General features: G+C 63.2%; 16 protein-coding genes and 1 tRNA gene. 7 read left to right on the top strand and 10 right to left on the bottom strand.

The window, feature by feature from the left end:
- Nucleotides 1-11: 11 nt before the first annotated feature.
- The 4 genes from araD1 to chvE form a co-directional block, all read right to left on the bottom strand.
- Nucleotides 12-1,007 carry an AraD1 family protein gene (gene araD1, locus NKK50_RS10545; RefSeq protein WP_023730974.1) on the bottom strand — a complete coding sequence of 332 codons (996 nt, stop codon included), beginning with the start codon at nt 1,005-1,007 and terminating at the stop codon, nt 12-14.
- Nucleotides 1,008-1,209: 202 nt separating this feature from the next.
- Nucleotides 1,210-2,496, bottom strand: a complete 1,287-nt coding sequence (gene mmsB / locus NKK50_RS10540; protein ID WP_023669637.1) for a multiple monosaccharide ABC transporter permease — start codon at nt 2,494-2,496, stop codon at nt 1,210-1,212.
- Complete coding sequence (mmsA, locus tag NKK50_RS10535) at nt 2,493-4,025, bottom strand: multiple monosaccharide ABC transporter ATP-binding protein (RefSeq protein ID WP_027049369.1); 1,533 nt, start codon at nt 4,023-4,025, stop codon at nt 2,493-2,495. The genes mmsB and mmsA overlap by 4 nt, the downstream gene beginning before the upstream one ends.
- A gap of 152 nt (nt 4,026-4,177) precedes the next feature.
- Complete coding sequence (chvE, locus tag NKK50_RS10530) at nt 4,178-5,248, bottom strand: multiple monosaccharide ABC transporter substrate-binding protein (protein ID WP_023681943.1); 1,071 nt, start codon at nt 5,246-5,248, stop codon at nt 4,178-4,180.
- Nucleotides 5,249-5,537: 289 nt separating this feature from the next.
- Here chvE and NKK50_RS10525 point away from each other — a divergent pair, with 289 nt between their 5' ends.
- Nucleotides 5,538-6,545: a LysR family transcriptional regulator gene (locus tag NKK50_RS10525; RefSeq protein WP_023681942.1), complete on the top strand. Its 1,008-nt coding sequence runs from the start codon at nt 5,538-5,540 to the stop codon at nt 6,543-6,545.
- 4 nt (nt 6,546-6,549) lie between these two features.
- Here the strand turns inward: NKK50_RS10525 and NKK50_RS10520 are convergent.
- Nucleotides 6,550-6,623 (bottom strand) — tRNA-Gly (locus tag NKK50_RS10520).
- Between the two features lie 180 nt (nt 6,624-6,803).
- Between NKK50_RS10520 and NKK50_RS10515 the strand changes: the two genes are divergently transcribed.
- Entirely contained in the window at nt 6,804-7,067 is a 264-nt protein-coding gene (locus NKK50_RS10515; protein WP_023696688.1) for a DUF6460 domain-containing protein, read from the top strand.
- Nucleotides 7,068-7,134: 67 nt separating this feature from the next.
- On the opposite strand, the gene NKK50_RS10510 is transcribed toward NKK50_RS10515, so the two are convergent.
- Nucleotides 7,135-8,037 (bottom strand): histone deacetylase family protein, encoded by a 903-nt coding sequence (locus NKK50_RS10510; protein WP_352543351.1) that lies wholly within the window; start codon nt 8,035-8,037, stop codon nt 7,135-7,137.
- A 217-nt stretch (nt 8,038-8,254) separates the two neighbouring features.
- On the opposite strand from NKK50_RS10510, the gene NKK50_RS10505 reads away from it, so the two are divergent.
- On the top strand, nt 8,255-9,592 hold the full coding sequence (locus NKK50_RS10505) for an MATE family efflux transporter (RefSeq protein ID WP_352543516.1): 1,338 nt from the start codon (nt 8,255-8,257) through the stop codon (nt 9,590-9,592).
- On the opposite strand, the gene NKK50_RS10500 is transcribed toward NKK50_RS10505, so the two are convergent.
- Both NKK50_RS10500 and NKK50_RS10495 read right to left on the bottom strand, forming a co-directional pair.
- Nucleotides 9,589-10,665 (bottom strand): quinone-dependent dihydroorotate dehydrogenase, encoded by a 1,077-nt coding sequence (locus tag NKK50_RS10500; protein WP_352543350.1) that lies wholly within the window; start codon nt 10,663-10,665, stop codon nt 9,589-9,591. The genes NKK50_RS10505 and NKK50_RS10500 overlap by 4 nt on opposite strands.
- Nucleotides 10,662-11,012 carry a DUF952 domain-containing protein gene (locus tag NKK50_RS10495; RefSeq protein ID WP_352543349.1) on the bottom strand — a complete coding sequence of 117 codons (351 nt, stop codon included), beginning with the start codon at nt 11,010-11,012 and terminating at the stop codon, nt 10,662-10,664. Before NKK50_RS10495 ends, NKK50_RS10500 begins: the two co-directional genes overlap by 4 nt.
- Nucleotides 11,013-11,213: 201 nt before the next feature.
- Here NKK50_RS10495 and NKK50_RS10490 point away from each other — a divergent pair, with 201 nt between their 5' ends.
- Both NKK50_RS10490 and NKK50_RS10485 read left to right on the top strand, forming a co-directional pair.
- Entirely contained in the window at nt 11,214-11,648 is a 435-nt protein-coding gene (locus NKK50_RS10490) for a hypothetical protein (RefSeq protein WP_352543348.1), read from the top strand.
- A 133-nt stretch (nt 11,649-11,781) separates the two neighbouring features.
- On the top strand, nt 11,782-12,441 hold the full coding sequence (locus tag NKK50_RS10485) for a response regulator transcription factor (RefSeq protein ID WP_023715341.1): 660 nt from the start codon (nt 11,782-11,784) through the stop codon (nt 12,439-12,441).
- Between the two features lie 66 nt (nt 12,442-12,507).
- On the opposite strand, the gene NKK50_RS10480 is transcribed toward NKK50_RS10485, so the two are convergent.
- Nucleotides 12,508-16,011: a PAS domain-containing hybrid sensor histidine kinase/response regulator gene (locus tag NKK50_RS10480; RefSeq protein WP_352543347.1), complete on the bottom strand. Its 3,504-nt coding sequence runs from the start codon at nt 16,009-16,011 to the stop codon at nt 12,508-12,510.
- Between the two features lie 252 nt (nt 16,012-16,263).
- On the opposite strand from NKK50_RS10480, the gene mscL reads away from it, so the two are divergent.
- Together mscL and NKK50_RS10470 are read left to right on the top strand one after the other, a co-directional pair.
- Nucleotides 16,264-16,683 (top strand): large conductance mechanosensitive channel protein MscL, encoded by a 420-nt coding sequence (mscL, locus tag NKK50_RS10475; protein WP_023681933.1) that lies wholly within the window; start codon nt 16,264-16,266, stop codon nt 16,681-16,683.
- Between the two features lie 157 nt (nt 16,684-16,840).
- The gene (locus tag NKK50_RS10470) at nt 16,841-18,007 is read left to right on the top strand and encodes a pyridoxal phosphate-dependent aminotransferase (protein ID WP_023715343.1); all 1,167 of its coding nucleotides are present in this window, start codon (nt 16,841-16,843) and stop codon (nt 18,005-18,007) included.
- 18 nt (nt 18,008-18,025) lie between these two features.
- Here the strand turns inward: NKK50_RS10470 and hemA are convergent, their stop codons facing one another.
- The gene (gene hemA / locus NKK50_RS10465) at nt 18,026-19,303 is read right to left on the bottom strand and encodes a 5-aminolevulinate synthase (RefSeq protein ID WP_023736122.1); all 1,278 of its coding nucleotides are present in this window, start codon (nt 19,301-19,303) and stop codon (nt 18,026-18,028) included.
- Nucleotides 19,304-19,320: the final 17 nt, after the last annotated feature.

Below are 19,320 nucleotides of genomic sequence, written 5' to 3'. Positions count from 1 at the left end.
GTGATGCTGCCTCAAAGCGCCTTCACCGCCACCTTAACCGGCTGCTCAATCTCCAGCGGGTTGCGCAGCGGCAGGCCGAAATCCGCGGCCTCGATCTCGAAAACGTCGCCGGCCTGAGTCTTGATGCCGTCGGCAAAGGACAGCGTCGCCGTGCCGAACATGTGCACATGCACGTCGCCCGGCTGGCGGAAGGCCGAATATTTGAAGTGATGATGTTCGAGATTGGCGATTGTGTGCGACATGTTCGCTTCGCCCGACAGGAACGGCTTTTCCCACAGCAAATTGCTGTCGCGATAGATTCGCGATGAGCCCCTGACGTCGGCCGGCAGGTCGCCGATCAGGATTTCCGGCCCGAACGAGGCGTTGCGCAGTTTGGAATGTGCCAGGAACAGATAGTTCACCCGCTCGGTAACATGATCGGAAAACTCGTTCGACAGCGTGAAGCCGACGCGGAACGGCGCGCCGTCGTCGCCGATGACATAGATGCCGGCGATTTCCGGCTCCTCGCCGGCGTCCTGCGCAAAGGCCGGCGACATCAGTGCGGCGCCCGGCGCCACCGCCATGGTGCCGTTGCCCTTGTAGAACCATTCCGGCTGCACGCCGGTCTGGCCCTTGGCCGGCTTGCCGCCTTCGAGCCCCATGCGGAACATCTTCATGGAATCGGTAAGCTGCTCCTCGCCGCCATCGCTGAGCTTCTTGTGCATGGAATCGCGCGTCGCCGCCGAGCCGAGATGGGTCAGGCCGGTGCCGGTCAGATGCAGATGCGCAGGATCGGGATGGTTGATCGGGGACACCAGCCGGCCCTTCTTGTAGACGGCGTCGAGGTCTATCGCTTCACCGAACCCCTTGCGTTCGATCAGCGCGGCGAGGGCCGTTCCGGTGCGCGCGGCTTCCATGGCCAGCGAATAGACGCTGCGGGCGCCGTTGATGATCCTGGTCTTGCCGCCGCCATTGCGGGCGACGACGCGGATGGTCTCGGCGTCGTCGAGGATCTGGGAGATCAGCATGATTAAATCCTCTCTCATGTGCTTGGCCTTGGATGCCTCTTGGCAAACCTTGACCTGCGCGGCTCGGACCTCGCCGCGCCACGGGTTGAACTCTTCGTCCGGATTGCGCTCGCGAACTTGATCCCTCGGGGGACTTCTTATGCCGACAATTTGCCGGCTGCGCCGCGATCATATGCCTCCTGCTTGCCTCGCCTGAAGCTTGTCAGGCCTTGTTCTTGTTGTAGACGTCGAAGATCACGGCGCCGAGCAGCACCAGGCCTTTGACCACCTGCTGCCAGTCGACATTGACGCCCATGATCGACATGCCGTTGTTCATCACGCCCATGATGAAGCCGCCGACGACCGCCCCGATGACCTGGCCGACGCCGCCCATCGCCGAGGCGCCGCCGATGAACACTGCGGCGATGACGTCGAGCTCCGAGCCGAGACCCGCCGCCGGCACCGCCTGGCCGAGACGAGCCGCGATGATCAGGCCGCCAAGCGCCGACAGCACGCCCATATTGATGAACACCATCAGCGTCAGCCGCTCGGTGTTGATGCCCGACAGCTGCGCCGCCTTGGGATTGCCGCCCATGGCGTAGATGCGCCTCCCGATGGTCATGCGCTTGGTGACGAAGACGAACAGCGTGATCAGCACGCCCATGACCAGCAGCACCACGGGCAGGCCGCGGTAGCTGGCAAACTCATAGACCAGGAACAGCGCCAGCGCGCTGGCGACCAGCGTCTTGACAACGAACAGGGTGAAGGGCTCGGCCTCATAACCATGGCGTTCTCGTTTGCGCCGGGTGCGGACCCCGAAATAGGCATAGGCGAGCACGGCGATCAGCCCCAGCACGACCGTCGTCATGTGCAGGGTCACGCCGCTGCCCATGATGGTCTTGCCGGCTGCGTTCACGACCGGCGGGACGAGCGTCAGTGGGCCGATCACATCCGGGATGAAGCCGGAGCTGAGCATCTTGAAGTCGTCGGGAAGCGGACCCACCGACGAGCCGCCGCCAAGCAACGCCTGGCAAATGCCGCGGAAGATCAGCATGCCGGCCAGCGTGACAATGAAGCTCGGTATCCGGTGATAGGCGATCCAATACCCTTGCGCGGCGCCGATCAGGCCACCCGCGACAAGGCAGACGATCGAAACCACCAGCGGATTGCTCAGCGGTCCGAGCTGCCAGATAACCATCATGTTTGCCGCCAGCGCGCCGATGAAACCGGCGACCGATCCGACGCTGAGGTCGATATAGCCCGATACGATCACCAGCAGCATGCCCAGCGCCATCACGATGATGAAGGAGTTCTGCTGCACCAGATTGCTGAGATTGACCGGCTTGAACAACGTCCCCGACGTGGTGAACTGGAAGAACAGCATGATGACGATCAGCGCTATGATCAGCCCGTATTCGCGCAAATTCGTCGCCAGCGCCGAGACGGCGATGCGCGGGCGCTGTTCGTCGGCGACGTTGCCCTGCGGGGCGGGGGCGCTTTCGGTGCTCATGCTGCTTTTCCTTCTCCCCGGACGATGGCGCGCATTATCTTTTCCTGGCTTGCTTCCGCCGCCGGCATTTCGCCCACCATGCGCCCTTCGTTCATGACGTAGATGCGGTCGGTAATCCCTAGCAATTCCGGCATTTCCGACGAGATGACCACGATCGCCTTACCCTCCGAGGCAAGGCGCGCGATGATCGTGTAGATTTCATACTTGGCGCCGACATCGATGCCGCGTGTCGGCTCGTCGAGGATCAGCACGTCAGGGTCGGCAAACAACCATTTCGACAGCACCACCTTCTGCTGGTTGCCGCCGGAAAGATTGCCGGTCATCTGATAGACGCTTGACGCACGGATATTGGTCTTCTTGCGATAGTCGTTGGCGACCGCAAGTTCGCGCATGTCGTCGATCACGCTGTGGCGCGACACGCCGTCGAGATTGGCCAGCGTAATGTTATGCTTGATATGGTCGATGAGGTTGAGGCCGTAGGTTTTGCGGTCCTCGGTGACATAGGCGATGCCGTGTTGGACCGCCTTGCTTACCGAGGAGACATCGACCGGCTTGCCCTTGAGCAGCACTTCGCCGGTGATGCGGCGGCCATAGGAGCGGCCGAACAGGCTCATGGCGAATTCGGTGCGGCCGGCGCCCATCAGCCCGGCGATGCCGACCACCTCGCCCTTGCGCACATTGATGTCGATGCCCTTGATCACCTGCCGCTCGGCATGGAGCGGGTGATAGACCGACCAGTTCTTCACCTCGAACACGACTTCGCCGATCTTGGGCTCGCGCGGCGGATAGCGGTCGTCTAGCGAACGGCCGACCATCGAGGTGATGATGCGGTCTTCGGAGATATCCTTCTTGGCCAGCGTCTCGATGGTGCGCCCGTCACGGATGACGGTTACCTTGTCGGCGACCCGGTTGATCTCGTTGAGCTTGTGCGAGATCAGGATCGAGGTCATGCCTTGCCGCTTGAATTCGAGCAGAAGATCGAGCAGCGCCTGGCTGTCTTTCTCGCTGAGCGACGCGGTCGGCTCATCGAGGATCAAAAGCTTGACGTCCTTGCTCAGCGCCTTGGCGATCTCGACCAGCTGCTGCTTGCCGACGCCGATATTGGTGATCAGTGTCTTGGGGTCCTCCTTGAGGCCCACCTTCTTCAACAGGGCAGCGGTGCGCGCCTCGTTGGCATCCCAGTCGATGACGCCGTATCGGGCATTTTCGTTGCCGAGGAAGATATTTTCGGTGATCGACAGCATCGGCACCAGCGCTAGCTCCTGGTGGATGATGACGATGCCCTTGTGTTCGCTGTCATGGATACCTTTGAACTGGCATTCCTGACCCTGAAAAATGATCTGGCCGTCATATGTGCCGGCGGGATAGACGCCCGACAGGACCTTCATCAGCGTCGACTTGCCGGCGCCGTTCTCGCCAACCACGGCGTGGATCTCGCCTTCCTCGACGCTGAGGTTGACGTTCGACAGCGCCTTCACGCCGGGGAACGTCTTGGTGATGTCGCGCATCTCCAAAATCGTCGTCATCAGGGCAAGCTCCTCCTGTTGCATGTCGCTCCAAAGTGCTTGCGGTTTGAGACAACGACATGCACGCAAACTAAGTCCGGTAGAAACAATACCGGGGTCGCTTGTGAACGGAAAGGGGTCCTGCGTCGCGCAGGACCCCTGTCTTTCTAAACGGATTACTTCAGTTCGTCGGCCTTGATGTAGCCGGAGTCGACGACCAGTGCCTGGTAGTTCGACTTGTCGACCTCATGCGGCGTCAAAAGGATCGAGGGAACGACCTTGACGTCGTTATTGTAGGTCTTTTCGTCGAGGCCGTCCGGCTTGCCGCCCGAGAGCACCTTGTCGACGAGTTCGACGGTGGCCTTGGCCAGTTCGCGGGTGTCCTTGAACACGGTCGAGTATTGCTCGCCCGTGATGATCAGCTTGACCGAAGCGGTTTCGGCGTCCTGGCCGGTCACGATCGGCCACGGCTGGGCGTCGGTACCGTAACCGACGGCGCGCAGCGAAGCGGTGATGCCGCGCGACAGGCCGTCATAAGGCGAAAGAACGCCATCGACGCGGCTGCCGTCCGAGTAGTTGGCCGACAGAAGGTTGTCCATGCGCGCCTGGGCGGTCGCGGCGAGCCAGCGCAGCGTGCCGACCTTGTCCATGCCGGTCTGGCCGGACTTGATCTTGATCGAGCCGTCATCGATCAGCGGCTGCAGCACCGAGATTGCGCCGTTGTAGAAGAAGAAGGCGTTGTTGTCGTCCGGCGAGCCGCCGAACAGTTCGACGTTCCACGGCTTGGTGTTCGGGAAGCGCTCCTTGAGACCCTTGACCAGCGAGTTCGCCTGGATCACGCCGACGCCGAAATTGTCGAAGGTGGTGTAGTAATCGACATTGGCGGTCTTCTTGATCAGGCGGTCATAGGCGACGACGACGACGCCGGCGTCGGCGGCCTTCTGCAGCGCGTCCGAAAGGGTGGTGCCGTCGATCGAAGCGATGATCAGCGCCTTCGGGCCCTTGGTGATTTCGTTTTCCAGCTGGCTGAGCTGGTTGGGGATGTCGTCCTGCGCGTACTGCAGGTCGACCGTGTAGCCGAGAGCTTCGAGCTGGGACTTGACGGCATCGCCGTCATTGATCCAGCGCTGCGAGGTCTTGGTCGGCATCAGCACGCCGACAAGACCCTTGTCGGCTGCATGCGCCGAGTAGGTCATGGCAGCGATGCCAAGGGCCGCGACGGCGGCCAGTGTCTTGATGATTTTCACGTAAAACTCTCCCTGGTTGATGGACGCGACACCTCGGGGCTTCGCGGGCCGCGCAGTCGGGCGGATGCGCCAAAGCGCTGCCGCCGTCATAATCGATCTCCGGTATCCTCCCAATCGGCCCTCAGATTTAAATCGATACGATTTTGCTCGTCATCGACCGTCAAGTCTTGAGGACGCGCGAAAGTGTGACCCTTTGCCATAACTGTCAAATGCGATCTTCGGTGGTTGCTATACCAAAACCGGTATATGACTAAACCGGACTGGAACAGTGGCGGAAGCGGGAAAAGGCATGGCGGCTTTACGAGGTCCTCAGGGAATTTCAAGCGGTTACGATGAATTGCCGGGCGATGGCGAGACACTTCTGCGTAGCGGCTTGAGCCTGCGTCACATGCGCATGATCGCAGCACTCGACGATCACGGTCGGGTGAGTGCTGCCGCCCAGGTGATGAACATCTCGCAGCCGGCGGCCTCGCGCATGATTTCCGAGATGGAAGCGGTGCTCGAGGTGAAGCTCTGCGAAAGGCTGCCGCGCGGCATCACACTCACCCCTTACGGCAAGGCGCTGGCCCGGCGCGCGCGCTCGATCCTGCTCGAAATGCGCGAGGCCGACCGCGAAATATCGGAGCTCAAGGCCGGCAAGGGCGGCTCGGTGTTCCTTGGCGCGGTGACGGCGCCGGCGATCGAACTGGCGGTCCCGGCGATCCGCGAGATACGCCGCCTCTATCCGCGCATCGAGATTACCATGCAGGTCGAGACGTCGAATGTGCTGGCGCGCGAACTGATCGCCACGCGCCATGATTTCATCATCGCCCGTGTCCCCGAAGACCTCAATCCGCGCCTGTTCGAATCGCGCGTCATCGGCGTCGAGAAGGCCTGCCTGATCGTGCGCCGAGGCCACCCGCTGAGCAACGGCCATCCTCTAAACAATGGGAAGGCGGTGAGGCTGGAGGACACCGCCGCCTTCGACTGGGTGTTCCAGTCGGGCGGGTCGCCGCTGCGCCAGGCGATGGAGAGCAATTTCCTGAACCGCAACATCGCCCTGCCGGACCGCATCCTCAACACCTCGTCGCTGCTGCTCACACTGGTCATGGTGGCGCAGTCCGACGCCATCGCCCCGGTGTCGATCCAGGTGGCAAAATTCATCCAGAACCCCGACGGTCTCGCCGGCGCCATCGATGTCGTCCAGACCGAGTTCGACATCGAGGTCCGCCCCTACAGCCTGATCACGGTGAAGAACCGCGTGCTGTCGCCGGCAGCCAAGATGCTGCACGATTTTATATTGCGGGAAGTGGGATAGGAACTGGAGCGGGTAGAGGGAATCGAACCCTCGCGTTCAGCTTGGGAAGCTGACAAGCTACCATTACATCATACCCGCGTCGGCCTCTCGATATCATGATGGGCGTGCTTCGGGCAATCGCCCTTGGACAGCTGTTCGGAAACGGCTGTTGGAAACCCGACCGATTGCGCCGTCCGCCCGCCTTGATGCGGGCGCAGCAAGTGCGTATTCGTGGGTTTGTACCCCGAATCCGGGCACACCAATCTGGAGGCAGGCCCCTTGTCCACAGTGACGCGCTTTCTCGGTGACTCGCCCGTCAGGGTGATCGTCAAGCTGCTGGTCGTGTCGTTCCTGGTCGGCCTGGTCATGAATGCGTTCGGCTGGACGCCGATGGACGTCTTCTACCGCATCCAGGGTTTCTTCATCGATCTTTGGAACCTCGGCTTCAACGCGGTCTATCGCTTCTTGGGCTATATCCTGCTCGGCGCCGCGATCGTCGTGCCGGTGTTCATCCTGCTCAGGCTCGCGAACTACCGGAAGTGAAGCGGACCACGATCCCGAAAAGTGGAAACCGGTTTTCGGAAAAGATTGTGCTCAAACCAAAGGCCACTCAGGCAAAGTCCGACGCCACCTCGAACAGGATGGCGTGGCGCGCCGCGAGCGCTGCGACATCGGTCGAATAGCCGCCGCCGATGACACCGCAGACCGGGATGCCCAGCGCGCGGAAATGACCGATCACCATGGCGTCGCGGGCACGCACGCCGTCATCGCTGAGCGATAGCCGGCCGAGCCGGTCCTCGGCATGCACGTCGACACCGGCATTGTAGAAGACGATGTCCCAGTGCGCCTTGGCCGAGAGCTCCGGCAGGAGGACACCCAGCCGTTCGAGATAGGCGCCATCGCCGGTGCCGTCCGGCAGGGCAACGTCGAGATCGGAGGCAATCTTGCGCACCGGATAATTGCGCTCGCCATGCATGGAAAAGGTGAACGCGCGTGGCTCGTCTTTCAGGATGTCCACGGTGCCGTCGCCCTGATGCACATCGAGATCGACGATCAGGATGTTTTTCACCGCGTCTTGGGCTAGCAGCACCAGCGAAGCGACGGCAACATCGTTGAAGGTGCAGAAGCCCGCGCCTTGCGCGCGCCGCGCATGGTGGCTGCCGCCGGCGCTGTTGCAGGCAATGCCATTGATAAGCGCCAGTCGCGCCGCCAGCACCGTGCCGCCGGCGGCGAGTTGCGCCCTGAGCGAAACGCGCAGTCCCACGGGAAAGCCGATCTCGCGCTCGATCTTTTCAGGCACTGAACACGTGATGACCTGGTCGACATAATCAGCCGCATGGGCGAGCTTCAGCCAGGAGGCCGGCGCCGGCTCGGGCATCCACAGCGTCCCGGCATGGATCAGGCCCCTGATATGCAAGGCCTGCATCAGCAGCGGATATTTGCTCATCGGAAAGCGATGATTGACGGCGAAGCCGGCATCGTAGTCGGGATGATGGACGATCTGCAGGGGCATGGCTAAAGCAATTCCAGGAAAAGTGTGCAGCGGTTTTCCCGGGAGAAGCGCGTAGCGCTTCCCTTTGGGAATTGCTTAAAACCAGTACTGGGATCCGGCGGGCTCGCGCCAGAAGAACATTTCGGTTGGCCGTCACGGCAAGAGTGATTGCGCGGTGGCGGGAAAATGGGGCACATCGGCTGTTCGATCAAGCCGCAACCAGCAAGGCAGCAATCCCCTGGACACGGGTGCAACCCCAGCCGACGCGAGACCCTTCGCCGTCACCAACCGTTCGGTGCTCGCCATCGCCGTGCCGATGACGCTCGCCTATCTGACGACGCCGCTGCTCGGCATCGTCGACACGGCGGTGGTCGGGCAGTTCGGCGATGCCGCCCTGCTCGGCGGCCTGGCGGCCGGGGCCCTGGTCTTCGACGTCGTCTTCAGCACCTTCAATTTCCTGCGCTCCGGCACCACCGGCCTCGTCGCCCAGGCGTTTGGGCGCGGCGACGAAACCGAGGAGCAGGCGGTGTTCTGGCGCGCCGTGCTGATCGCGGTCGCCGCCGGCATCGTGCTTGTCGGCCTTGCGCCGCTGATCGCCATCGCCGGCCAGAAATTCATCGGCGGCGAAGCGCGCGTCGGCGAGGCGATGGGCGTCTATGTCCACATCAGAATGCTCGCCGCCCCCTTCACGCTGATCAACTACGCCATCCTCGGCTATGTCCTTGGACGCGGCGAGGGCGGGCTTGGGCTGATGCTGCAGGCGGTGCTCAACGGCATCAACATCGTGCTCTGCATCCTGCTCGGCCTGAAGCTCGGCTGGGGCGTCGCCGGCGTGGCCTGGGCGACCGTCACCGGCGAATGTCTGGCCATGCTGCTGGGTCTCGCCATCGTTGTCTGGCGCTTCCGGGCCGCACCCCGCCTGCCGCGGCATCGCCTGCTCGACATGCCCGCTTTCCTGCGCATGCTGTCGCTCAACCGCGATATCATGATCCGCTCGTTCTCGCTGCTCGCCGCTTTCGCGCTGTTCACCCGCCAGGGCGCGCAGTTCGGCACGCTGACGCTGGCCGCCAATGCCGTGCTGATGAACTTCTTCCTCGTCGCCGGCTATTTTCTCGACGGTTTCGCCACCGCGGCCGAACAGTTGGCGGGACGCGCGATCGGCGCACGTGCCGAGACGGCGTTCCGCCGGGCGGTACGTCTGACCTTGTTCTGGGGGTTCGGCCTCGCCGGAACCGCGACGCTGATCTTTTGGCTCGGCGGCGCCGGCCTGATTTCGTTGATCACCACGTCGCCGGATGTTCGTGCTGTTGCCGACATCTATCTGCCGTGGGCGGCACTGACACCGCTGAGCGGCGTGCTGGCCTTCCAGATGGACGGCGTCTTCATCGGCGCCACCTGGTCGCGCGACATGCGCAACATGATGCTGGTGTCGTTCCTGGCCTTCAGCGCCGCATTGTTCAGCTTGGCGCCGTCTCTTGGCAATCACGGCCTGTGGGCGGCGCTGCACGTTTTCCTGCTGGTGCGCGGCTTCAGCCTGCTGGCCATCCTGCGGCTCCGGTTGCGCACGGCGTTTTAGAGCGGCCTGGCAGCCCACTGATCGAGCCGGCTGTCGCGCAGTTCGCGCAATGATTTCAGCCGCTCCTTGTCGGCAAATCGCACCATCCCGGCAAGGATGCGCCCCGGCAGCGCCGGCCCGGCATAGATCATGCCGGTGTAGAGCTGGACGAGATCGGCGCCGGCGCGGATCTTTTCCAGCGCGGCATCAGTGGAATCGACGCCGCCGACCCCGATGATGGCGCGATCCGGCCCGAGCAGCCGACGCATCTTGGCCAGCACGATGGTCGAGCGCTCGAACAGCGGTTTCCCTGAGAGACCACCGGCCTCGCCGGCGCCGCTTGTGCTACGCAATCCGGTCCGCGCCAGCGTCGTGTTGGAGACGATGACGCCGTCGATCTGCTTTTCGCTGACCTCGGCGGCGATGTCCTCCAGCTCGGCCTCGACCAGATCGGGCGCGATCTTGAGGAAGAGGAGCGGCTGCGCCGAAGCTGCTGCACGCACCGCCATGACCCGAGACAACAGTTCGCCGAGCTGTTCGCGCGCCTGCATGGTGCGCAGGCCGGGCGTGTTGGGCGACGAGATGTTGACGGCGAGATAACTGGCGTATTTCGCAAAGCGGGAGACGCCGAGCTCATAGTCACGGATACGATCGGCGCTGTCCTTGTTGGCGCCGATGTTGACGCCGACGATGCCGCCGCGTCCCTGGCGCGCGGCAAGGCGTTTTTCCGCCGCTTCGTGGCCCCCATTGTTAAAACCCAGCCGGTTGATCACCGCGTCATCCTCCGTCAGCCGGAAAATGCGCGGCTTCGGATTGCCCGCCTGCGGCAGCGGCGTCACGGTGCCGACTTCGGCAAAGCCGAAGCCGAGGCCAAGCAGCGCGTCGGGCACTTCGGCGTTCTTGTCGTAGCCGGCGGCCATGCCGAGCGGATTGGGGAAGGCGATGCCACAGAGGCTGACCTTCAACCTGTCGTCGCGCACCGTTCGCGCGCCGACCGGCAGACCGCATCGCAGCGCCGCGATCGACATGCCATGCGCCGTTTCCGGGTCGAAGGTGAACAGCAGTTTCTGGCCGATGCGGTCGAACACGCTCATTCGGCCTCCAGCGCCGGAAACTGGTGCGCGCCGTCGGCGCCGAGCGGCAGTGGCCGCACCCACAGCACGGCGCTCATATCGAGCACGCCATAGAGATGCGGAAACAGCGCGCCGCCGCGCGAGACCTCGTATTTCAGCGCGTCACCGAGCAGCGCCCCGTCGACAGTGACCAGCAGCAAATCCGTCTGGCCGGCGAAATGCTTCGCCGCCGTCTCCCTGACCTGATCAGCGGTGGAGAAATGGATGAAGCCGTCGGCGATGTCGATCGGAGCGCCGGTGAAGCGGCCGTTTTTCTCGGCCGCGCGCCAAAGCGCTTCGGGCGCGATCTTGTAGATAATCTGAGACATTGTTGCGCTATAAAGCAATTCCAGGAAAAGTGTGAAGCGGTTTTCCGCCCGGAATTGCGTCAAAACAAGGAGATAGAGCGGAGCGCCGTGGAACGGCGACCCGCTCTGGTCCGGATGGCTCATGCGGGGAAGGGCAACTCGTCCGCATTTACGGCGCAAAGCTGTGATAGGTTGCGCACACTGGCTCGTGGAGGATGGAACATGCGTCTGCAGCACATACTGATCCCCGCCGCACTGGTCTCGCTGGTCGCGGCATCGGCCTGGTCGGAGGAGGCCGACCACTACCGGCTGGAAAAATCGGCCAACGGCTATGTCCGCATGGACACCCGGACCGGCGCCATGTCGATCTGCGAGGAGCGCTCCGGCCAGCTCGTCTGCAAGATGGCGGCCGACGAACGCGCCGCGTTCCAGGATGAGATCGATCGTTTGCAGGCCTCGATGAAGGCCATGGACGAACGCGTCGCCAAGCTCGAGAACTCGCTGTCCGCCCGCCTCGAGTCGAAGCTGCCGAGCGAGGAGGATTTCGACAAGACGATGAGCTATATGGAGCGCATGCTGCGCGGCTTCATGGGCATCGTCAAGGAGATGGACAAGGACAATGGCGACGGCGCCAAGCTCAACTCGCAAAAGACCTGAGCTGCCCGGCGCAAAGTGCCGTCCGGCCATTGCCGCTTGAAAACAAAGCGCTTCGCCGCATAATCGTCCGATCCCGTAAAAGCCGTCAATCGATAACGAAGTTTGGGCAACAACGGGATTTGGGGAGGAACATTTGCCGTCGGGCTACACCTTCGTCATTGCCGACGACCATCCGCTGTTCCGCGGCGCCTTGAAAGAGGCGCTTGCAGGCGTTGGTGATGTCGCCGCCATTCACGAGGCCGGCGATTTCGAAAGCGCCAAGGCCCTGGTCGTGGCCAATGAGGATGTCGACCTGGTGCTGCTCGATCTGTCGATGCCGGGCGCCAGCGGCCTGTCCGGTCTGATCGCGCTGCGCGGCATCCACCCGGCGGTGCCGCTGGTGGTGGTGTCGGCCCACGACGACCCGGTGACCATCCGGCGCGCGCTCGATCTCGGCGCATCCGGCTTCATCTCCAAATCCGCCAGCATGGAGGAAATCCGCAGCGCTGTGCAATCGGTGCTGGCAGGCGATATCGCAGCCCCCGTCGGCATCGACCTCGGCGTCGAGCGCGACCCGGAAATATCCGACCTGATCAAGCGGCTGCAGGCGCTGACACCGCAGCAGACGCGTGTCCTCGGCATGCTGGCCGAAGGCCTGCTCAACAAGCAGATCGCCTACGAGCTCAGCGTCTCCGAAGCGACGGTCAAGGCGCATGTTTCGGCCATCCTGCAGAAACTCGGCGTCGACAGCCGCACCCAGGCGGTGATCCAGCTGTCCAAGATCGGCAGCGATCCGCTGCAGCCGGCGGGCTAAAGCTATTCCAGGAAAAGTGCGTAGCGCTTTCCCTTGGGAATTGCGTAAAACAAAAAGATAGAAACTCTACTCGGCCGCCGACGCCAGCGGCCTGACCCTTGCCATCATCGAACGCAGCACCGCCGGCTTCAGCGGCTTGTTGATCACCGGCACGTCGAGCGCGGCGGCAGCGGCACGGACCTCGGTGGAGCGGTCGGCGGTGACCAGCACGGCCGGCAGATCGGAACCATGGATGTCACGCAGGCGGGCGATGATGTCGAGGCCGCTTCTGCCATCGAGATGATAGTCGGCAAGCACGATGTCGGGACGATCGGCCCTGCCAAAATCCTCCGAACCCGAAAACGTGCCGATGCTGCAGCCCCAGCCCTCGAGCAGAAGCCGCATGCCGTCGAGGATGCGGGCGTCGTTGTCGATGCACATGACGCGCAGGCCGGCCAGCGAATTCGCGGTGCGGGCAGGCGCCTTCGGCTCGACCTCGCGCCGCGGCGCCTCAACCGCCGCAACCGGCAGGACAACGGAAAAGCGCGTACCCTTGCCCGGGTTGGAAAAGATCTGGATCTCGAGCCGCAGCACCCGCGCGATGCGGTCGACGATGGACAGGCCAAGGCCGAGACCTTCGGCCTCGCGCACGCCTTCGTCCAGCCGGGTGAACTCGTTGAAGACCGTGTTCAGCTTGTCGCCGGCAATGCCGATGCCAGTGTCGATCACCTGGATTTCGGCGAGTTCGCCGCGCCGTCGCACGCCGACCAGGATGCGGCCATGGGGGGTGTATTTGATGGCATTGGAGACCAGATTCTGGATCAGCCGGCGCAGCAGGTTGCGGTCCGTCAACACGCTGAGCGACGAGGCTATGATCGTCAGATTGAGTTTCTTTTCGGCGGCGAGCGGCTGAAAATCATTGCCGATCTGGCGCAGCAGCCCGTCCAGGCGGAAGGCGCTGTCATCGGGTTTCATCGCGCCGGCGTCGAGGCGGGAAATGTCGAGCACGGCGCCCAGGATCGTCTCGACCGATTCCAGCGAGGATTCGATGTTGATAGCAGCCTTCCCGGCCGGGCCCTTGCCGGCCTTTTCGATCAGCGACGAGCAGTAGAGACGGGCGGCGTTCAGCGGCTGCAGGATGTCGTGGCCAGCGGCGGCGAGGAAGCGCGTCTTGCCCAGATTGGCCTCCTCGGCCAGCATCTGCGCCTGCGCCAGCTCCTCATTGACCCGGGTCAACTCCTCGTTAACCCTAGTCAGTTCGATGGTACGCGTCTTGACCCGCTGCTCCAGCGATTCATTGGCCCGCTTCAGCGCCAAATCCTGTTCGACGCGTCCTGATATGTCGGCATAGGTGGCAACGATGCCACCGTCCGGCATCGGGTTGGAACGCAGTTCGAGGATTCGGCCACTGGTCGTCAACTCCATCTGCCATGGGCTGACGAAGCTGGTCAGCCGGTTGAGCATCGCCACGCGCTGGTCGGCCGGGATATCGCCGCGCTCGGCGAGGTGGCGCAGGATGCGGTCGAGCGAGACGCCGACCTGGCCCATCTCGTCGGGCAGGTCGAACAGCGCGCGATATTGTCTGTTCCAGCAGATCAGGCGGAAATCGCGGTCGAATACGGTGATGCCCTGCTCCATCTGGTCGAGCGCGATCTGCAGCAGGTCGCGATTGTGCTGCAGCGCTTCGGTGGCGTCGTCGAGCAGGCGAAAGGCGTCCTTGGACTCGCGGTCGTTGCGGCGAAACAGCAGCGACAGGATCAGCCGCGCCGAAGACGAGCCGACCGCGCTCGCCAGCAGCTGCTCGGAAAAGCGGATGACATCCATGCTGGCCTGCTCATTGCCGTGCAGCGAGACGCCATTGCTTTTCTCGAAGGATTGGAAGGAGCGCTCGGTGCGCTCGACGCCGAGGTAGCGCGAGATGGTGTCCTTCAGCACGTTGACGGTGATGGCGGTGCGGAAGCGGCGCAGGCTGGGCATCGGGCCGGATTCGCGCGGCACGAAGATCGACGCCTGGATCCGCTCCAGCGGCACTGACGCGCGCGACAGCGAGCCGAGCACGAAGAACAGCGTGTTGACCGACAGGCTCCAGAGCACGCCGTGGTTCAACGGTTCGGCGACGGTGCCGAACAGAGCCTGCGGCCGCAGCGCCTCGAAACCGAACAACCCCTGCACGACGATGTCCGCGTCGGCTGCCGAGAGCGACGGCAAAAGCAGCGTATAGCCCCAGACGAGGATGCCGGCGACCATGCCAAGGGCCGCGCCGCGGCCATTGGCGCCGCGCCAGATCAGCCCGCCGATCAGCGCCGGCGCGAATTGGGCGATTGCCGCGAACGACATCAGGCCGATCGACGACAGCCGCGCCGAGTTGGTGCTTTCGCGGTAGTAGAGGAAGGCGATGAACAACAGGATGAAGATGGCGCCGCGCCGCACGTTGAGGATCAGCGTCGACCAATCCTCATTCTCAGAGGTCGTGGTCTTGAGCAGGCGGCGCACGAACAGCGGGATGACGAGGTCGTTGGAGATCATGATCGACAGCGCCACGCTTTCGACGATCACCATGGCGGTCGCCGCCGACAGCCCACCGATGAAGGCGGCCATGGCGAGGAAGTCATGGCCGCCGAACAAGGGCAGCGCCAGCACATAGAGGTCACTGGTGGTTTCGGCGCCGACCAGCGCCAGGCCGGCGAAGGCGATCGGCAGCACGAACAGGTTTATCGCCACGAGATAGAGCGGAAACACCCAGGTCGCGGTGCGCAGTTCGGCCTCGCCGCGGTTCTCGACGATGGTGACGTAGAACTGGCGCGGCAGCATGATGATGGCAAAGCCGCTCAGGCAAGTCAGCACCAGCCAGGTGGCGAGCGAGGTGTTGTAGCCCATAGCTTGCCGCACCTGGCTGTTTTCGGCCAGCTTGTCGATCATGTCGCCCGGGCCACCGAAGATCAGGAAGGTGACCATCAGGCCGATCGCCAGGAAGGCGGCGAGCTTGACCACGGTTTCGACCGCCACCGCCAGCACCAGCCCGTCCTGGTGCTCGGTGGCGTCGGCATGGCGGGTGCCGAACAGCACCGCAAACAGCGCCAAGAGCATGGCCACCACCAGCGAGATGTCGCTGACGAAGGGATCGAAGGAGGGCGGCGATCCCGTATAATGCTCGACCATCAGGCCGACCGAACCGGAGATCGCCTTCAATTGCAGTGCGATATAGGGCACCGCGCCGATGGTGGCGATCAGCGTGGCGATCGCCGAGACGGCAAAGCTCTTGCCGTAGCGCGCGCCGAGGAAGTCGGCGATCGAGGTGATCTTCTCGCTCTTGGCCAGCCGCACGATGCGATTGAGCAGCGGAAAGCCGAACACGAACACCAGCACCGGCCCGGTGTAGATGCCCAAAAATTCGAGGCCGCGCTCGGACGACAGGCCGACCGAGCCGAAGAAGGTCCAGGAGGTGCAGTAGATGGCGAGGCTGAGCGCATAGATGAAGGGCCGGGCGCGGCCGGGTCCCAGCGCCGTTGAACGCCGGTCGCCGAGGCTGGCGATGACGAACAGCAGCGTTACATAGGCGACCGCAATGATGACGATGAACCAGCCCTGCACGGCCCGAAAATCCTCCTCGGCCAGCTTTCACCCCGGCCTGCCCAGAGGCAATCACAGCTCTAAGGTCAAGTCCATCGCGGCTTTCCGGCGCATGGCCGCGACGCCGCCCTGTCGAACCGTGACCCAAGGTAAGGAGAAAGCGGTGTTTTCCAGCTTTTGCTTCTGTTGCAACCGCAGGTTTTTGTTATGGTGCGCACGGGCCGACGCCGGAGGGACGGCGGCAGCGCGGTCCGTCATGACAAGGAGGGTCGAATGCTGAAAGAATTCCAGGAATTCATTTCCAAAGGAAATGTGATGGACCTTGCGGTCGGCGTCATCATCGGCGCGGCCTTCAGCAAGATCGTCGATTCTCTTGTCAATGACATCATCATGCCTTTCATCGGCGCACTTGGTGGCGTCGACTTTTCCAACTACTTCATAGGCCTCTCATCAACAGTGCATTCGACCAATCTTGCCGACGCGCGTAAGGAAGGCGCGGTGTTCGCCTACGGCAATTTTATCACCGTGGCGCTGAATTTCGTCATCCTGGCTTTCATCATCTTCCTTATGGTCAAGGCCGTGAACAACATGCGCAAGCGGCTCGAGCGCGAGAAGCCGGCCGCACCTGCGGCTCCGCCGCCGGCTGACGTCGCACTGCTCACCGAAATTCGCGATCTCCTCGCCAGAAAATAGACAAGGCCAGATTTCTGGACCAAAACCCCGGTCGTTCGCGGCCGGGGTTTTCTGTTGCCGCATCTGCTAAGAGCATCCGCCAATGCATGTCGCCCATAAGTGCGCAGCGGTTCTGGATAATGACATGCATCAAAGCAGACATCAAAACGGACCTGTCATGACCCTGATCGATAGCTTGCGCGCCGAAGCGGTGGCCGCCCCCGAAAGCGGCATTGTCGCCGTCGTCAATTACGGCCGTACGCGCGAGGGCATGATCCCGCTCTGGGCCGGTGAAGGCGATTTGCCGACGCCTGCCTTCATTTCGGAAGCCGCCGCCAAGGGGCTCGCCAATGGCGAGACCTTCTATACCTGGCAGAAAGGCATTCCGGAGCTGAGGCAAGCGCTTTCTCGCTACTATGCCAGGCATTTCGGCAAGAGCTTCGCCGAAGAGGAATTCATCGCCACCGGTTCCGGCATGCATGCCATTCAGTTGGCATTAGCAGCGGTCGCCGGCAGCGGCGACGAGGTGGTCTATCTCTCCCCGGCCTGGCCGAATTTCGCCGCCGCCGCCGGTATTTCCGGCGCTACCCCGGTTGCGGTCACGCTCGACCAGTCCGGCAATGGCTGGTCCTGCGATGTCGACAAGATTGCAGCTGCGGTGACGCCGCGCACCAAGGCGCTGTTCGTCAACACGCCATCGAACCCGACCGGCTGGACGGCCGATAAGGAAACGCTGCAGGCGATCCTGAATCTCGCCCGCGAAAAGGGCCTGTGGATCATCGCCGACGAGATCTATTCGCTGTTCCACTACGGCCACGGCCGTGCGCCGTCCTTCCTCGACATTTCGACCGCGGAAGACCGCATCCTGTTCGTCAACTCCTTTTCCAAGAACTGGGCGATGACCGGCTGGCGCGTCGGCTGGATCAAGACCCATCCCGAGCTGCAGCAGGTGTTCGAGAACCTGATCCAGTATTCGACCTCAGGCGTCGCCCAGTTCATGCAGCGCGGCGCCGTCGCGGCGCTGGACCACGGTGATGCCTTCATCGTCGAGCAGGTGGAGCGCGCCAGGAAAGCGCGCGACCTGGTCTGCGATATTCTCGGCGCAACCGGCAAAGCGCGCTTCACCGTGCCGCAAGGCGCGTTCTATTTGTTTTTCACGGTCGACGGCATCACCGATCCGCGCCGGGCTGCTTTCGACATCGTCGACAAGGCCAATGTCGGCCTGGCGCCGGGCACCGCCTTCGGCCCTGGCGGAGAGGCGTTTTTGCGCCTGTGCTTCCACCGCCGCCTCGACCAACTCGAGGAAGCGGCACACCGGCTGGCGGGATGGATGAGGACGGTTTGAGGTGAATGGCCGGCGGCTTCAGCCGCCCGACTTCGGCACCAGCAGCGGCACAATCCGGTCGCTCTTGGCGACACTGGGCCGTCCGGCGGAGCCGTAGGGAATGCCCAGCGCATCCCATGTCTCGACCAGCGCGTCCTGCAGTCCCGCAATCAGGGTATCGGTATGGAACGGCGTCGGCGTGATGCGCAGCCGCTCGGTGCCGCGCGGCACGGTCGGATAGTTGATCGGCTGGATGTAGATGCCGTGCACGCCGAGCAGACGGTCGCTGGCCATCTTGCAGAGTTCGGGGTCACCGACCAGCACCGGCACGATGTGTGTCGGCGATTCCATCACCGGCAGGCCAGCTGCAGACAGAACCTCCTTGGTCCGCGACGCCTGGCGCTGTTGCGCATCGCGCTCGGCTTGCGACCGCTTGAGGTGGCGGATGGACGTGGTGGCGGCGGCGGCGACGGCCGGCGGCAGCGCCGTGGTGAAGATGAAGCCCGGCGCATAGGAGCGCACCGCGTCGATGACGGCGCTGTTGCCGGCGATATAGCCGCCCAGCGTGCCGAACGCCTTGGCCAGCGTGCCTTCGATGATGTCGATGCGGTCGGCCAGCCCCTCGCGCTCGGTGATGCCGCCGCCGCGCGGTCCGTACATGCCGACGGCATGGACCTCGTCAATATAGGTCATGGCGTTGTAGCGTTCGGCCAGTTCGACGATCTGCTTGATCGGCGCGATGTCGCCATCCATCGAATAGACGCTCTCGAACACGATCAGCTTGGCGCGTTCGCGGCCCGCCACCTGCAACAGGCTTTCGAGATGCGCGACGTCGTTGTGGCGGAAAATCTTCTTTTCGGCGCCCGAGCGCCGTACGCCTTCGATCATCGAGGCATGGTTGAGCTCGTCCGAAATGATCAGGCAATTGGGCAAAAGCCGCGCAATGGTCGAGATCGAGGCCTCGTTGGAGACGAAGCCGGAGGTGAAGACGAGCGCGGCTTCCTTGTCGTGCAGGTCGGCCAGTTCCAGCTCGAGTTCGACCAACGGGTTCGAGGTGCCGGAAATGTTGCGGGTGCCGCCGGCGCCCGAACCCATCTTGCCGGCCGCGTTCTGGAAAGCGGCGATGACATCGGGGTTCTGGCCCATGCCGAGATAGTCGTTGGAGCACCAGACGGTGATTTCCTCGGCGCGGCCGTTGGAACGCCAGATGGCGCGCGGAAACTTGCCGACAATGCGCTCGAGATCGGCGAAAACCCGGTAGCGCCGCTCGGCGTGGAGCTGGTCGATCGCTTCCTCGAAGAACCGCTGATAGTTCATGTCGCCTTCCCAGTTTT

Source organism: Mesorhizobium sp. M0001 (assembly GCF_040324255.1).
GTDB lineage: Bacteria > Pseudomonadota > Alphaproteobacteria > Rhizobiales > Rhizobiaceae > Mesorhizobium.
The sequence above is the reverse complement of the archived record's forward strand: the minus strand, read 5'-3'. Positions and strand labels throughout refer to the sequence as shown.

What these genes read in the sequence shown, in the direction of transcription:
- araD1 (WP_023730974.1), bottom strand. Translation starts at nt 1,007, where the DNA reads ATGCTGATCTCCCAGATCCTCGACGACGCCGAGACCATCCGCGTCGTC.
- hemA (WP_023736122.1), bottom strand. Translation starts at nt 19,303, where the DNA reads ATGAACTATCAGCGGTTCTTCGAGGAAGCGATCGACCAGCTCCACGCC.
- NKK50_RS10490 (WP_352543348.1), top strand. Translation starts at nt 11,214, where the DNA reads ATGCGTCTGCAGCACATACTGATCCCCGCCGCACTGGTCTCGCTGGTC.
- NKK50_RS10525 (WP_023681942.1), top strand. Translation starts at nt 5,538, where the DNA reads ATGGCGGCTTTACGAGGTCCTCAGGGAATTTCAAGCGGTTACGATGAA.
- NKK50_RS10500 (WP_352543350.1), bottom strand. Translation starts at nt 10,665, where the DNA reads ATGAGCGTGTTCGACCGCATCGGCCAGAAACTGCTGTTCACCTTCGAC.
- NKK50_RS10495 (WP_352543349.1), bottom strand. Translation starts at nt 11,012, where the DNA reads ATGTCTCAGATTATCTACAAGATCGCGCCCGAAGCGCTTTGGCGCGCG.
- mscL (WP_023681933.1), top strand. Translation starts at nt 16,264, where the DNA reads ATGCTGAAAGAATTCCAGGAATTCATTTCCAAAGGAAATGTGATGGAC.
- NKK50_RS10510 (WP_352543351.1), bottom strand. Translation starts at nt 8,037, where the DNA reads ATGCCCCTGCAGATCGTCCATCATCCCGACTACGATGCCGGCTTCGCC.
- NKK50_RS10470 (WP_023715343.1), top strand. Translation starts at nt 16,841, where the DNA reads ATGACCCTGATCGATAGCTTGCGCGCCGAAGCGGTGGCCGCCCCCGAA.
- mmsB (WP_023669637.1), bottom strand. Translation starts at nt 2,496, where the DNA reads ATGAGCACCGAAAGCGCCCCCGCCCCGCAGGGCAACGTCGCCGACGAA.